Source organism: Planctomycetota bacterium (assembly GCA_035574235.1).
GTDB lineage: Bacteria > Planctomycetota > MHYJ01 > MHYJ01 > JACPRB01 > DATLZA01.
Map to the genome: position 1 here is coordinate 1 of DATLZA010000148.1, position 15,268 is coordinate 15,268.

The following is a 15,268-nucleotide window of genomic DNA, read 5'->3' on the forward strand; positions in this document are numbered from 1 at the left end:
ATCTGGACCTGCGCCGGCGGGAGGAAGCGGCGCCGCCCCCCGTGGCCACAGCTCCGGAGAGCAGGCCCGCCCCGTCCACCGCTCCGGCGCCTCCCGTTTCTTCGAATCCCGAGCCGAAACCCGCGCCTCCGCGGCCTGAAGCCTCGGCGAAAACGGGTGAAGCCCCGGCGCCACCGCCGCCCGCGCCCCGCCCCGAGACGCCCGCTCCCAAGCCGCCGGCCGGGAACGTTCCGGCCCCGGCGCCCTCTCCGGCCCCCCGTCCGACGCCCCCCGAACCCGCGCCCGCGCCGGACCCCTTCCTCCTGGGCCGCATCGCCAACCCCTGGGAGCGCGAACCCGCCGGAAGCTGGTACCGCGTGCGCCGCGTGAAGAACGGCCAGACCGTCTACACGGACGTCGGCCTGAAGTCCAAGACCCCCGCGTCGTACGTCCTGGTGACGCAGGTCCGCACCGCCGAAGGCGCCGAACCGGTCCGCGAGGAGCAGGTCGAGGTCGCTCCCTATCTCGTCAAGGGCGAGGAGACGCTGGAGATCGAAGGCCGAAAGTTCCTCTGCGAGATCCAGGAAAGCAAGGAGGGCGAGGCGATCGTCCGTTCCTGGGTGCTCGTCGAAGGCATCCACGCCGGGGCGGTCCTCAAGCGCGTGGGACCGGAGGGAACGCTCACGGCCCGCCGGGTCTGGGAGCACGCCCTTCGGATCCAGCGCCGGACGTTCGACTGCCTGGTCATCGAAGCCGAACGCGAGACGCCTCAGGGAATCCGGCCCGTGAAGACCTGGTACTGCGCGGCCGTGCCGCTCCGGAAGCTCCGCGAGGAAACACCGGAGGAATCGATGGCCGTCGTGGACCTGGGAGACGACTGGTCGCGCCGCCCGCCTCCGGCCCGCTGACGCCCCCGGTCACTCGGCCAGTTCCAGCACGATCGATTTCATCGTGGGCGCCGACGCGCACGTGATCGTGAACTTCTCCTGGGGCTTGCGGGCCACCAGGACCTGCTCGCGAGCCCGACCGTCTTCCTCCCACCGGTAGGTGATTTTCACGGGGCGGAACCCCCCGAAGGGCTCGCGGTAGTCCGCGTCGATCCGGAATCCGAAGATGCCCGTGGCGTTCCGGCTCGTGCCGGCGAAACGCACGAGCGCTTCGCGGGCGGCGCGGGGAACGTCCTCGAACGTCACGTACTTCGAGAAGCCCGCCACGCCGCCGGGCGCCCGATCGACGGTCGTCCAGGTCTTTCCGGCGTCGAACGAAACCTGATAATCCAGGCCGTCCCGGGGGTCCCGCGCCCGGTAGTGCGCGCCGAAGCGCAGCCGCACGAGATCGCCCGGAACGGACACGGGGAAGGTGATGTGGCCCCGGCCCCCTTCGATGAAGAGATTCTCCCCCATGCCCTGAATCTCCGGCCGGAAGTCGGTATAGACGAGCTGCTTGCCCCGGTTCCGAAGGTGCACGGAGCCCTCCACCGTCACCGTTCCTTCCGGCGGTCCGGCCGTGAAGGAGAGGGTGTTGGTCCCCTGGACGAGCGCGGGCAGCGGTCTCTGGGAATGCTGGATATCGTGCGCGATCCTGAGGGTCTCGAGCCCCGCGCCCGGCCCCCGCAGCTCCAGGCGCAGGCGGTAATCGTAGCGCCGGAAACAGTAAGGCCCCAGGTCCACCTCCATCGCTCCCGAGCCCCGGGCGATCTCCTTCCAGTCCAGTCCGTGATTGTCGGAGAACGAGACGGCGACTTCTCCGGAAGCGCGCAGCGACAGCTTTCCCCCGAGATACACGTAGCTCGAAGGCATGCGGACGACCAGAGCGCCCGGCCGGGACGGATCCTTCACGGCCGCCCGGTCTTCCCGGAGATTCTCGACGGAAAGCGCCCCCGTGCGATACAGGGGGGAGCGGACCGGCATCTCATACTCGTGCAGGCCGTTGCCCACGCGGCCCGGGGCCACGTCGCCGTACTTGGGCGTGTAGACGAGCGACTCCTGCCCCGTCTTCATGGCCATGCACCCCGGCGGCCCGTGTTCCTTCATGTTGACGTGCAGCCCCTTGTGGAACCAGTTCCGGGTCAGCCGCTCTCCCGGCCGGAGCTGAATGTTCACGCGGTAGCCCTGCGAGTAGCCGTATTCGTAGAGAAACGCCTTTCCGTCGGCCCCGCCGCCGCGGCCGTCGTATTCCTGCATCGTGGCGTACCAGCCGTGCGTCCGGGCGGGCCACCAGCCCGTCTCGTCCATCGTCGGCGCCCGCTTGAGAATCTCCGGACCCTGGCGCCATCCCTGCCAGCCGCCCTGGCGGTGAAATTCGACGATCTTGTCGGGGTTCCCCTTGAGGCCGGGATTCTTCTCGTACCACGCGGAGACGCCGGCGATGATCTCCTCCACGGAGGCGATTTTCCCGTCCGGCTTCGGAAAGTAATTGATGAGCGAGGCGTCCAGAAGATGCCAGGCGCCGTCCCAGAAGACCTCCGACACGCTGTGCTGGTTAATCCCCCAGCCGCGGGCCTGGAGCCCCACCGAGCGCGCCAGCGTGGCCACATGCGCCGAGGCCATGCTGCAAAACCCGTATCCGTACACGTTGAACATCTTGATCGCGTCGCAAACGACGTCCTCGTTCGCCAGGTATTCCACGGGCGGGGCGTCCTGGTGCTGGAACGAGGCGACCGTCCGCCAGCAGGCGAGCGCCTTCTCCTCGTCGGTCATTCCGTCCCGGAGGAAAGACTTCCTCCAGGCTTCCAGGCTCGACACGTCGGCCACCTTGTCGGAGACGACCTTGACCTGGCAGACGACCCCCACCGTCTCGGCGGTTCCCGGGGCCGGCGGGGAGGACTGAGCCGCGGCCGTCACGGCTCCCGTCAGAAGCACGAGTGCCGCTCGAAGGACGTTCATGGGATGCGCCTCCCTTATTTATAGCCGTTCGGAGGATTCTTAAGGCAGGTGCCCGCCGGAAGCGCACGGCGGCGCGCCAATCGGAAGCACTTACCCTTCTTCGACGAGGTCCGTTCCCTCGAAGGCCCGGATGCCCCGGCGGATCTCCTCCGGAACGCGCACGGGCCTCCAGGTGGCCGGGTCGATCATGACGTGGACGCTGCGGCCCTCGGCCACCGTGCGCCCCTCCGGCCGGTGCGCCACGCGAAATTCGAACGTGAGCGAGGTGTTGCCGATCCGGCTCACGCGGCTCTGAACCGCCAGCACGTCGTCGAAGCGGGCGGGGGAGCGGAACTCCGCGGAGGCGTGCACGATGAGGTTGGCTCCCCGGCCCGTCCCGAACGCCTCGACGAGGTGGAGGTTCCGGAGATAATCCATCCGAGCCACGTCGAAGTAGGTGAAGAAGTAGCCGTGGAAGACGATGCCCATGGCGTCGGTTTCGGGCAGGCGGACGCGGATCTCGGTCGAGAACTTGTAGCTCATAGCGGCAGCGCCACGCCCTCGCGCCGGGGATCGGCCACGCCCACGATCGTCCCGTCGTCGAGAATCTCCACGCCGTGAACGCCGCCGAAGAAGAGATCCTGCCGGCGGCGCTCGGAAACCGGCTGGTCGAGCTCCCGTCGGGCGCGCGCGCGGATTTCCTCCGGAATGTCGCCCTCGAAGAAGAAACGGTTGTCCTCCCAGTGGACCCGCCCGGCAGCCACGGCGCGCTCCAGATCCATGCCCTGGAAAAGCACGTTGCCGATCACCTGCGCCAGCGCCGGGAAGATGCGCAGACTCCCCGGCGTGCCGAGCGCCAGCCGGGGCCGTCCCTGCCGGAAGACGATCGTGGGAGCCATGTTGGCCACCGACCGCTTCCCCGCGGCGATGGAATTCGGATGCCCCGGAAAACGCTCCATGTCCGACAGATCGTCGTTGAGAAGCACGCCGTATCCCTGGGCGATCACGCCGCTGCCGAAGAAGTGCCCGATCGTCTGGCTCATGGAGACGACGGTGCCCTCGGAATCCACGACGACGAAATGGCTCGTCCCGCCCCCGCCCGGGGGGCCCTGCGGACCTTCGGAAAGCTTCGTGAGATCGACCGGCATGAGGTCCGGGTCGCCGACGACGGGATCGAGCTCCCGGAAGATCGTGCGCAGCAGGCGCGCCAGGGCGACCGGATCCGGGTCATACCGCAGAAGCGTCTGGAGGATTCCGGCGCCCCCGCGGGACGGCGGCGGCGTCGTGGCCACCCGGTGACCGGCGACGTCCGCCGAGAGAGGAGGCCGGATCTTGACCTCGTACCGCGCCAGGTCGTCGCGCCCCCACACGGGGCCCGTGGCGTTGACCGCGCGCGCCATGGCCAGGCCGACTTCGCCCGTATAGCAGGCTTCGAAACCGCGGTCGGCCACGATCCGGAGCGTCCGGGCCAGGTCCTTCTGAACGAGCCGTTCGCCCGGCTTGAAACGCACGCCGTTGTTGTAGAAGATGCGCGCGCACTCGGGGGTGCTGCGCACGGTGCTCTCGAAGAGGGCCGAACAATAGACGTAGACCTCGCCCACCTCGAAGCCGTCGGCCGCCAGAGCGATGGCGCGGCGCGCGAGCCTCGAAAGCGGCATCTTGCGCCCGAATTTCTTGAGCGCCGTGTCCAGAAGGCGCGCCAGGCCGGGCACCGCGACCGAGAGCGGCCCGATCTTGGGCACCCAGGGAAGCATGACCCCGCGGGGATAGACGTACTCCTCCGTCAGAAGCGAAGAGACCTTCGCGCGGCCGTCGAGAACCTCCGTCTTCCCGATCGAGCCGCTCGGGGAAACGATCATGAAGCCCCCGCCTCCGAGCCCCGAGGCGAACGGCTCCACCACCCCCAGCGCGAGCGAAACCGCCACCGCCGCCTCGACGGCGTTGCCCCCTTCGGCCAGAATCTCGCGCCCCGCCTCCGCCGCCAGCGGATGGGCGGCCACGACCATGCCCTTCTGAGAACGCGCGACCTTCATCGCGCGCCCAGCATATCATGAGCGTCCCGATTGGCAAGCGCCCGCTTTCCTCCGGTTCCGAGCGGGCTCCTTGCCAAACTCCCGTCATGGACTAGAATTGAAATAGCCGTTTCGGAGGAGAACCCGGGGACCGCGGAAGGGGAAAACCCCCTCCGGGCGATCCGCGTTCCGGACGGGAAGGAGAGAGGGACATGGGGGAAACCGCCGCTTCTTCGACGCTCGCTTCGATCCGTCTCCTGGCCGATGACGATCTTCTGCACCTCCTGGCCACGGAGGAGGACCGCCTGCCCCGCTCCGTCGCCGAGGAGATCCTGCGCCGCGGCGAGGATCTGACCGACGCCCTGGCGCGCCTCTGCACCGACCCGGACCTCTGGGGGACGGAGGGTCCGGGCGCGTGGGCGCCGGTCCATGCCGCGATCCTCCTGGGGGCGCGGCCCACGTCGCGGGCGCTCCCGGCGCTCCTGGCGGCGCTCCGCGAGGCGGCCCGCCGCCGCATCGCCTGGCTGCTGGAGGCGCTGCCCTGCGCGTTCGGGGAGCTGGGCCGGCCCGGCGTCGTCCCCCTCAAAGTCCGTGCCCTGGATCGAACGACGTCCGACCTCGAGCGCGACCTGGCCCTGCGGGCCCTGGCCGCCGTCGCCGCCCGCACGCCCATCGAACAGGGCGAGATCCTCGACTTCTTCCGGTCGCTGACCGAAGACGAAGAGGAGACCGACGGCGTCCGTTCCCGCGCCGCCGCCGAGCTCCTGCGCTTCCGGAGACCGGGCGACCGGACGGTCCTCCTGGCCGCCGCCTACCGGCAGGCGTGGGCCGAAGGGCCGGCGCTCCTGACTCCTCAGGACGTCGAGTCCGCCTACCGATCCCCGGCGCCCGATCTCGAGACCTACCGGCGCGATCTTCTGGACGTCTACCGGCCCGAAACCGTAGAGACGCGCCTCCGCCGGCGGCGCGAGGAGGCCGAGGACGCCCGATGGGCCGCCGGCGCCCGCGCCGGGGCGGCGTGGGTCGAGGAGCTGCGCGGACGCCTCCTGCGGCGCTACGAGGAGACGCTCTCCGGACTGGACGACGAGGCGCGCGGCGACGCCGTCTGGGTCGCCGAGTCGATGACCGAATACCTGGTCCGTCACGAAGGCCGCGCCCCGTGGCGCTGGACGGCGGAGACGGCTTATGCGTATCTCATGGACGTGCTGGCCCGCCGTCTGGCGTTGGACGCTCCCGGCCGCGCCGCCGCGGTCCCGGACAGTCTCCTGCGCTTCGCCCGCTTCTGCCGCGACGACGGACGCCTGGCCGACGACGCGCTGGCGGCGGTGGAGCGCACCGTCGAGGACGAGCGCGAGGGATACCTCCAGGCGATCGCCCGCCCCGCCGCCCGGCGCGCGGCGCGCGAAACGCTGCGCCGCCTCTTGGCCGAGGGCGTCGACCCGGCCGATCCCCGGGCCGCCGAGGCCTGGCTGGAAGGCGCGCAGCACTAGCGGTTCCGGGGCCGGCCCTTGTATAATGGGCCCCCGTTGAAGACCCTCCGCCGACGTGCGGTCCTGAGTCTCGCGGCGTCGCTGCTGCTCTCGGCGGCCGCGCCTCCGATCGGCGCCCAGGAAACGGAGCTCCGCCTCCCGGTCGAGGAAACCGTTCTCGACAACGGTCTGCGGGTGCTCGTCGTCCGGCGCGCCGAATCGCCCCGCGTCTTCTGCTCCCTCTGGTGGCGCGTGGGATCCGTCCACGAACGCCCCGGGCTGACCGGCCTGTCCCACTTCTTCGAGCACATGATGTTCATGGGAACGGACGTCATCGGCACGACCGACGCCCGCCGCGACGCGGAGATCAACGCCCGCATCGAGGACGTCATGAACCGCGTGCGGCAGATCGACCTGGCCCGGCTCGAGGCGTCCCGCCGCGGCGATCCGCCCGATCCGGCGCTGGAGAACCGCCGGGCGGAGCTTCTCAAGGACTACGACGCCCTCGTCGAGGAGCAGAAGAAGATCTCCATTCCCGAACACCTGGCCAAGATTTTCCAGGCTCAGGGCGGCACCGGGCTGAACGCCACGACCTCCTACGACCGCACGAACTACTTCGTCGAGCTTCCGGCCAACAAGGTGGAACTGTTCTGCTGGCTGGAAAGCGACCGGTTCCTCAAGCCCGTCTTCCGGAGCTTCTATCCCGAGCGGGAGGTGGTCAAGGAGGAGCGCCGGATGCGGACCGAATCCACCCCCACGGGGCTCGTTCAGGAAGCCTACTGGGCGCTCTTCTGGCAGGCGCACCCCTACGGATGGCCCGTCATCGGCTGGATGAGCGACATCGAGCAGTACACCGCGGCCGACGCGCGCCGCTATTACGAGACGCACTATTCGCCCGAGAACGCGACGGCCATTTTCGTCGGAGATCTCGATCCGGCGGAGGTCCGGGAGCTCTGCCGGCGGTATTTCGGGAGGCTGCGCCGGTTCCCGGGCGGGCGCCCCCCCGTGGTGACCCAGGAACCCGAGCAGAACGGCGAGCGGCGGCTGCACGCCGAGGCGGACGCCCCCGGCGAGGTCGCGGTCCGCTGGCACGGCCCTTCGGGGGTCCACCGGGATTCCGCCGCCCTGGACCTCCTCATGGCGATCTTCGCGGGCCGCTCCGGAAGGCTGTACCGGCCCCTCGTCGAGGAGAAGGCGCTCGCCGTGGACGTCGAGAGCTGGTACTGGTCGCTCCGGTACGGCGGCGTGATCCACGTGGGGCTGACCCTGCGCGAAGGCGCCGACCCGGCGGCCGCGGAGCGCGCGCTTCTGGACCTCGTGGAGGACGTCCGAAAAAACGGCGTCACGGAGCGCGAGCTTCAGAAGGCCCGCAACCGCCAGACGGCCGACCTCGTGCGGCAGCTGAAGACCTACTCCGGCATCGCCCAGCAGCTCGGCTACTTCGAGACGATCGGAACGTGGCGGGACTTCGACGCGTACGTTCGCAACCTTCAATCGGCCACGGCGGCGGACCTCAAGCGTTGCGCGGAGCAGTATCTGCGTCCCGCCGGACGCAACGTGCTCGTCCTGCGCCGGAAGGGGGCCCGATGAGAGCGCTTGCGCGGGCGGCGCTTCTTCTGGCGGCCTGCGGCCCGGCCGCGGGGCAGGAAATCCCGGACCACCCCGATCGCCTGGTCTTCAAGCCGCTGCGTTTCGAAGTCCCCGACCCCGCCTCCATGCGGGTGGAACTCCCCGGCGGGACCGTCGGGTACTTCATCGAAGACTTTTCGCTGCCGGTCGTGGATCTGCGCGTGTACTTCCCGGGGGGTTCGTTCCATGAGCCGCGCGGGAAGGAGGGCCTGGCCGACCTCACCGCCGGGCTTCTGCGCACGGGCGGCACCGAAAGCCGCTCTCCGGAGGCGCTCGACGAGGAACTCGATTTCCTGGCGGCCGACCTCGAGATCGAGATCGCCGACGTCTACGGATCGGTCTCGCTTTCGATTCTCGCGAAGGACCTGGATCGGGGCCTGGAGATCCTTTTCGACATCCTGCGCCGCCCGGCCTTCCGGGCGGACAAGCTCCAGGTGCTCAAAGCCCAGGCGCTCGACGCCCTGCGGGCCCGGAACGACTCGACGGCCGCCATCGAAACGCGGGAGTTGAACCTCCTCGTCTACGGCCCGGAGCATCCGATCAACCGGCTGGAGACGAAGGCGTCGATCGAGGCGATCACGCGCGAGGACGTGGCGGCGTTCCACCGCCAGCTGGCGCATCCTTCCCGCTTCGTGGTGGCGGCGGCCGGAGCGTTCCGGAAGGACGCCTTCGCCGCCGCGTTCGCGCGGGCGACGCGCGACTGGCCCTGGGAGGCCGCGCCTCTTTCCTCCGTGCCGCCCCCGGCTCATGCGCCGACGCCGGGCGTCTATCGCTTCCACAAGGAGGGACGCCACATCACCCAGGGACGGGTGACGGCCGCCCACCTCGGGGTGGACGTGCATCATCCGGATGTTCAGGCCATCCGGGTGATGAGCTACATCCTGGGCGCCGGCGGTTTCAGCTCGCGCCTCATGCAGCGCGTCCGCACTCAGGAAGGGCTCGCCTACGACGTGGGGTCCGACTTCCGCCCCGGCTTCACGTACCCCCTGCCCTTCCGAATCTCGTTTCAGTCGAAGAACGAATCGGTCGCCGTGGCGGCCAAGCTCTGCCTGGCGGAAGTCACCCGACTGCGCGAGGAAGGCGTCTCCGAGAAGGAGCTGGCGGACGCGGTCCGGTTCTACCTGGACGCCTTCCCGGGACTGTTTTTCGCCACCCGCTTCAGGACCGTCACGACCTACGCGCAGGCGGAGCTCCTGAAATTCCCGAAGGACTACTACGCCACGTACCGCGAGAAGATCGCGCGACTCACGACCGAAGACGTCCGCCGCGCCGCCCGCGAGCACCTCCGCCCGGAACGTTTCGTGTGGGTCGTCGTAGGGAATGTTCCGGCCATCGAGCGGGGGGATCCTTCGCGGCCGGCCGCGCTGTCGGACCTGGGGCCGGTCTTCGACGTGCCCCTTCCGGATCCCCTCACCCTGGAGCGACCGAAATGAAAGGCGAGCCTTCCCCGGGCAAGCTCTCGGGCGTCACCGGCCGGAGCGTCTCCGGCGACTACCACAAGGGCATGGACGCAGGGGCCCTGGCCCTGTCCATCGCCAACCACCTCAAGTACACCCTGGCCAAGGATCCCGAAGCGGCCACGCTCTACGACCAGTACTGGAGCACCGCCTGCGCCATCCGGGACCGGCTCGTGGACCGCTGGCTGGCCACCCAGCGCACGTACGCCCGGCGGGACACCAAGCGCGCGTACTACCTCTCCATGGAGTACCTGCCGGGCCGCATGCTCCGCAACAACGTGATCAACCTGGGCCTGGCCGAGGAATTCCAGGTGGCCATGCGCGAGCTGGGATTCTCGGCCGCCGAGATTTTCGAAGTCGAGCCGGACATGGGTCTCGGAAACGGGGGTCTGGGACGGCTGGCCTCGTGCCTGATGGACTCCTGGGCCACGCTTCAGATCCCCGCCACGGGCTACGGCCTGCGCTACGAGTTCGGCATGTTCCGCCAGACCCTGCGGGACGGGCAGCAGGTCGAGGAACCGGACTACTGGCTGCGGCTGGGAAGCCCCTGGGAGCTGGCCCGGCCCGAGCGCACCTGCCCGATCAAGCTCTACGGGAACGTCGTCTGGGGCGCGTTCCCCGACGGCCGCCCCCGGCGCGAGTGGGTCAATACGGCCGAGCTCTGGGCCGTCCCCTACGACGTCCCCATCCCGGGATACGGCAACAACACCGTCAACAACCTCCGGCTCTGGGCCGCGCGCGGGACGGACCTCTTCGACCTGGAGTACTTCAACTCGGGCGACTACATCCGCTCGATCGAACGTAACGCGGCCAGCGAAACGATCACCAAGATCCTCTACCCCAACGACAAGAATTACAGCGGCCAGGAGCTGCGCCTCAAACAGGAATACTTCCTCGTCAGCGCCTCGCTCCAGGACATCGTGCGCCGCTTCCGCCGCTCCCACGCGGACTTCTCCGCGCTCGCCGACAAGGTCGCCGTCCAGATCAACGACACCCACCCCGCCCTCGCCGTGGCCGAGCTCATGCGGATCCTCGTGGACATCGAAGGCATCGAGTGGGAACCCGCCTGGGAGACCACCCGTCGGGTCCTGGCCTATACGAACCACACCCTGATGCCGGAAGCGCTCGAGAAGTGGCCGGTGGAGATGTTCGGCCGCGTCCTGCCCCGCCACCTGGAAATCGTCTACGAGATCAACCACCGGTTTCTCCAGGAGGTCACCCGCCGCTTCCCCGGAAACATCGACCGGATGCGCCGCATGTCCGTCATCGAGGAAGGCCCCCAAAAGTACGTCCGGATGGCCCACCTGGCGGTCGTCGGAAGCCACTCGGTCAACGGCGTCTCCGAACTCCACACGCGGCTCCTGCGCACCCGTCTTTTCGCCGACTTCGCGGAGCTCTATCCCGACCGCTTCAACGCCAAGACCAACGGCATCACCCCCCGCCGATGGCTCCTCTCGTGCAACCCCGCCCTGTCGTCGCTCATCGCCGGAAGAATCGGCACCCGCTGGGTCACCGATCTGGAGGAGCTCCGGGGCCTGACGCCCCTGGCGGACGACCCGGACTTCCGGCGGCAGTGGCGTCAGGTCAAGCGGCAGAACAAGGAGCGCCTCCTCGCCCACATCGCCCGCCTGACCGGCGTCCGGCCTCCCCCGGAAGCGATGATGGACGTCCAGGTCAAGCGCATCCACGAGTACAAGCGCCAGCTCCTGAACATCCTGCGCGGGATCGATCTCTACCGGCGAATGCTGGAGCCCGGCGGGGAGGCCCTCCCCCCGCGCGTTCTCGTTTTCGCCGGCAAGGCCGCCCCCGGCTACGAGATGGCCAAGCTCATCATCCGGCTGATCACCTCGGTCGCCGCCGTCATCAACCGCGATCCGCGCCTCGACGGCCGCCTCCACGTCTTCTTCCTCGAGAACTACGGCGTCTCCCTGGCCGAGCTGGTCATCCCCGCCGCGGATCTCTCCGAGCAGATCTCCACGGCCGGCATGGAAGCCTCCGGCACCGGCAACATGAAGCTCGCCCTCAACGGCGCTCTGACGATCGGCACCCTGGACGGCGCCAACATCGAAATCCGCGACGAAGTGGGTCCCGAGAACATCTTCATCTTCGGACTCACCGCCGACGAGGCCGCCTCCGTCCGCGCTTCCGGCTACGAGCCCATGCGCGAGATCGAGAACTGCCCCCGCCTCGCCGCGGTCCTCCGGATGATCGCCGACGGCGCCTTCAGCGACGGCGATCGCGACCGCTTCCGGCCGATCCTCGAGTCCCTCTCGCGGCACGACCCCTTCCTCGTGTGCAAGGACTTCGCCGCCTACCTCGCCGGCCAGGAACGCGTGGACCAGGCCTGGAGGGACCCCGAGCGCTGGACCCGCATGTCGATCCTCAACGCCGCCGGCATGGGAAAGTTCTCCAGCGACCGCACCGCTCTGGCCTACGCCCGCGAGATCTGGAACGTCGAGCCCGTGCCCATCGTGATCGAGTAGGTTCCCGGCGCCTCCGGGGGCGGATATAATCCCATCGATGGCCGCGATCCTGACGGCGATCCTGGCGCTCGCGCAGCAGGATCAAACCGCCACGAGGGCGGAGAAAGCCGACTACCTCGTCGCCGTCGCGAAGTGCCGCGAGGGCGAAGCGCTCCTGGAATCCGACCCCCGGGCGGCCGTCGAGAAGTTCGACGAGGTCATCGACAATCCGCGCGTCGCCCGGAAGATCGAGTCCCGCCTGCGGATCGAAGAGCGTAGCGGCGAGTACACCGCGTGGTACCTCTTCCTCCCCTACCAGTACCGGGGACGCGCGCGCCTCACCCTGGCCCGCACGGCGCCGCGGGAACAGGCGGAGCGCCTGCTGGCCGCGGCCGCGGCCGACTTCGAAGAATCCGTCAAGCGCGGCGTGCGGTCGAGCGAGGCCTATCTCAAGACCGCGCGGGCGGAGCTCGAACGCCTCAAGGCGGCGGCCGCCGCGCCCGCCGAGCCCCCCAAGGATCCCGAGGCCGATTTCCGCGTCGAGTGGCGGGACCTTCTCTCCCGGCGCCGCTATCGCGAGGCCCTCGAACGCCTCGAGCGCGCCGCCGACTTCCTCCCGGAGGCGCGCCGCCGCGCATACCGGGCGGAGGCCGAAGCGGAGGGCCGCCGCCATCTCGACGACCTGCTCCACCGCTACGCGGCCAGCCTGGCCGCCGCCACTCCCGAATCGCTGGCGCGCCTGTCCGCCGCGGAAATGGACAGGCTCTTCCCCCTCCCCTCGCCGGAAGAGACGGCCGTGAAGCTCGACGCGCTGGCCTGGGCCGCCGCCTTCCGCGCGACGCTCGAGAAGCTCCGCCTCCGCGAGGAGGCGCTCGAGGACGTCCTCCGCGCCGCGGCCGCCGCCGGGCCGCTCGAAGAGGCGGACGGACGTCCCTGGTTCCGCGGCGCGGCGGAGCTGGCCTGGAGAATCCTGGAGCCCCGCGTCCGCGCCGCCGCGGAGGGCGCGCGCCTCGCCCCGGCCGCCGAACGCGACCGCCTCAAGAAAGAGGCCGTCGCCCTCAAGCAGCGCTGGGACGCCCTCGTCGCCGCCGCCTCCCCCGCCCTCCGCGCCCGCCTGCCGTGGGTCGCGGAGCGCGCCCGCGCCCTGGACGAGATCCTCTCCCGATTCCCCATCGATCTTGAGGACATCGAGAAGGCCGCCCCCGGCCTGGAGCGTTCTTTCGAAAGCGACCGCCCCGACGCGGAACTCGAGAAGATCGAAAAGGATCTCCGGCGGATCCACGCGGAACACAGCCCCCGACTGTCCCTCGAATCCCGCCGCACGCTTCTGACCTGCCTGCTGGAGGCCGCCCTCCTGCGGGATCTCCTGCGGGGCGCTTCGCCGGAACGGATCGCCGCGCGGGAGGATCTGCGCGCCTTCGGCAAGGAACTGCGCGAGCTCGGCGGGCCCGCCGACGCCGGGCGGTTCGGAACGAAAGTCGCCCGTCTCCTCGAGACGCTCGCGCGGTAGTCCGGCGCCTTCAGGGTCCAACGAGGCGCACGGCGCCCGGGCGACCCACGAGCGTATACGTCTTCCCGTGCGCCGCGCCCTTGACGGCCACCGTCTCGCGGCCCGAGGCGTGCGCGAGGTCCACCTCGTAGTCGTCCACCTCGAGTTCGACGACGTAGGGCGCTTCGGGATCGCCGGGGAAGGAGACGGGTTTCCCGCCCCGCCGCAGTTCCTCGACGCGCGCCCCGCGGACGTACACGCGCAGGAGGAACGTGCCGCGGTACGACGCCATCGCCGCCGCCCGCGCGCCGAGCGCCTCCGCTTCCGAAGCCACCCCGGCGAGCTCGGGCACCTCCCGGACGGCGCCGCGGACCGCTTCGCACCACCGCGCGGCCCGGGCCGCTTCTTCCCGCCGATCGGGCCATTCCGAGCGGGGTCGGGCGGCCCAGCGATCCACGTCGCGCCGGACGTCTTCGATCTGGCCTCGGAACCAGTCCTTGACTTCCTCCGTTTCGACCGCGGGCAGGTCCCTGAGGCCGCGCAGCCGCGCGGCGGCGCGGGAGGCCGCCTCGGCGTCCTCCGGACGGAACGCGGTGTAGACCAGGGCGCGGCGGTCTTCCAGCCATCCCTTGCGCCAGCGCGTCACGGCCGCCAGGGGGTCCTCGCGCGGAGCGGAGGACGTCGCGGCCACGGCGGGCCTCCCCGCCTCCCGGATCCGCGGGCGCGCCGCGAGGCGCCAGACCATCGCCGCCGCGCCCAGAAGGACCGCCGTTCCCGCCAGCAGGATTCCCAGGCGCACGCCGCGAGGGGGCGGCGCGGGGGCCTCGACCGGTCGGCTGTCCAGGAACCGCTGGAGGTCCTCCGCCAAGGCGCCGGCCGAGGGGTAGCGGTCTTCCTTCTTCGGGGCCATGGCCTTCCGAAGGATCGCCTCCAGGGTCTCCGGAAGGTCGGGCCGCACGGAGCGGGGGGGCGGGGGCGACTCGGTCGAGACCTTCATGAGAACTTCCATCACGCTGCGCCCCTCGAAGGGAGGCTTGCGGCAAAGCACCGCGTAGAGCGTGGCGCCGAGGGAGTACACGTCGCTGCGCGCGTCGATCTCCTCGAGATGTCCCTGGGCCTGTTCGGGGGCCATGAACGCCGGGGTGCCCATGATGGCCCCGGACACGGAAAGCGAACTTTCCATCTCCAGCGCCTTGGCCAGACCGAAATCCATGACGTACGGCCAGCCGTCGGCGTTGAGCATGATGTTCTGCGGCTTGAGGTCCCGGTGGACGACGCCGGCGCGGTGAGCGGCATCGACGCCGCGGGCCACCTTCACGAAAATCTCCACCGTCTCGCGGATCGGAAGCGGCGGAGCGGCGGCCAGGGTCTGCCCGTCGATGTATTCCATGGCCAGGTAAGGACGCGGCGCCTGGCCGGGAGCGGTGGGCGGGGCTTCGCCGACCTCGTAGATGGGGGCGATGTTCGGATGGCGCAGCCGGGCGGCGAGCTTCGCTTCCCGCTGGAAGCGCGCCACGTCCTCCTCATCGGTGGCGGTGAGAAACTTGATGGCGACCCAGCGGGTCAGCTTCAGGTCCCACGCCTTCCAGACGGTGCCCATGCCGCCCTTGCCGATCTGGCGGACGAGAATGTACTGGTGGAGGCGCCGCGAAGGGTCCTGGGCATGGGCCGCGGCTTCCTCGGGAATTTCGTCCAGACGCGAGCGGGAGGAGGCCGGCCGCGTGGGCCCCGCGGCGCACCCCGAATGTCCTTCCCCCGCATAGCGTTCGCCGCAGGAGGGACAGCGCCGGGTGGTGGCGTCCAGACCCAGGGGGTCGCCGCTCTCCGACGACGCGGACGGGAAGTCAGGCATAAACCTGATTCATTATACCGTGGCCGAAGGGGGTCGCCAGCGGCGGGCGGATATA

10 protein-coding genes are annotated in these 15,268 nt (G+C 69.9%); 6 read left to right on the forward strand and 4 right to left on the reverse strand.

The window, feature by feature from the left end; all coding sequences use genetic code 11:
• Window positions 1–887: hypothetical protein (locus tag VNO22_13645; protein ID HXG62415.1), on the forward strand; the 887-nt coding region annotated here is incomplete at its 5' end.
• Between the two features lie 9 nt (window positions 888–896).
• Here the strand turns inward: VNO22_13645 and VNO22_13650 are convergent.
• From VNO22_13650 to VNO22_13660, 3 genes are all read right to left on the reverse strand, one after another.
• Window positions 897–2,864 (reverse strand): hypothetical protein, encoded by a 1,968-nt coding sequence (locus tag VNO22_13650; protein ID HXG62416.1) that lies wholly within the window; start codon window positions 2,862–2,864, stop codon window positions 897–899.
• A gap of 90 nt (window positions 2,865–2,954) precedes the next feature.
• On the reverse strand, window positions 2,955–3,386 hold the full coding sequence (locus VNO22_13655) for a thioesterase family protein (protein ID HXG62417.1): 432 nt from the start codon (window positions 3,384–3,386) through the stop codon (window positions 2,955–2,957).
• Window positions 3,383–4,876 carry a gamma-glutamyltransferase family protein gene (locus VNO22_13660; GenBank protein ID HXG62418.1) on the reverse strand — a complete coding sequence of 498 codons (1,494 nt, stop codon included), beginning with the start codon at window positions 4,874–4,876 and terminating at the stop codon, window positions 3,383–3,385. Before VNO22_13660 ends, VNO22_13655 begins: the two co-directional genes overlap by 4 nt.
• Window positions 4,877–5,067: 191 nt before the next feature.
• Between VNO22_13660 and VNO22_13665 the strand changes: the two genes are divergently transcribed.
• The 5 genes from VNO22_13665 to VNO22_13685 are packed head-to-tail and all read left to right on the forward strand — an operon-like array spanning window position 5,068 to window position 13,382.
• Window positions 5,068–6,345 (forward strand): hypothetical protein, encoded by a 1,278-nt coding sequence (locus VNO22_13665; GenBank protein HXG62419.1) that lies wholly within the window; start codon window positions 5,068–5,070, stop codon window positions 6,343–6,345.
• Window positions 6,346–6,381: 36 nt separating this feature from the next.
• Window positions 6,382–7,914 carry a pitrilysin family protein gene (locus tag VNO22_13670; GenBank protein ID HXG62420.1) on the forward strand — a complete coding sequence of 511 codons (1,533 nt, stop codon included), beginning with the start codon at window positions 6,382–6,384 and terminating at the stop codon, window positions 7,912–7,914.
• A complete protein-coding gene (locus VNO22_13675; GenBank protein ID HXG62421.1) occupies window positions 7,911–9,386 on the forward strand; it encodes a pitrilysin family protein in 1,476 nt (491 codons plus the stop codon). The genes VNO22_13670 and VNO22_13675 overlap by 4 nt, the downstream gene beginning before the upstream one ends.
• Entirely contained in the window at window positions 9,383–11,893 is a 2,511-nt protein-coding gene (locus VNO22_13680; GenBank protein HXG62422.1) for a glycogen/starch/alpha-glucan phosphorylase, read from the forward strand. The genes VNO22_13675 and VNO22_13680 overlap by 4 nt, the downstream gene beginning before the upstream one ends.
• Before the next feature lie 37 nt (window positions 11,894–11,930).
• Window positions 11,931–13,382, forward strand: a complete 1,452-nt coding sequence (locus tag VNO22_13685) for a hypothetical protein (protein HXG62423.1) — start codon at window positions 11,931–11,933, stop codon at window positions 13,380–13,382.
• A 10-nt stretch (window positions 13,383–13,392) separates the two neighbouring features.
• Here VNO22_13685 and VNO22_13690 read toward each other — a convergent pair whose 3' ends face one another.
• Complete coding sequence (locus VNO22_13690) at window positions 13,393–15,213, reverse strand: serine/threonine-protein kinase (protein ID HXG62424.1); 1,821 nt, start codon at window positions 15,211–15,213, stop codon at window positions 13,393–13,395.
• Between the last annotated feature and the right edge of the window lie 55 nt (window positions 15,214–15,268).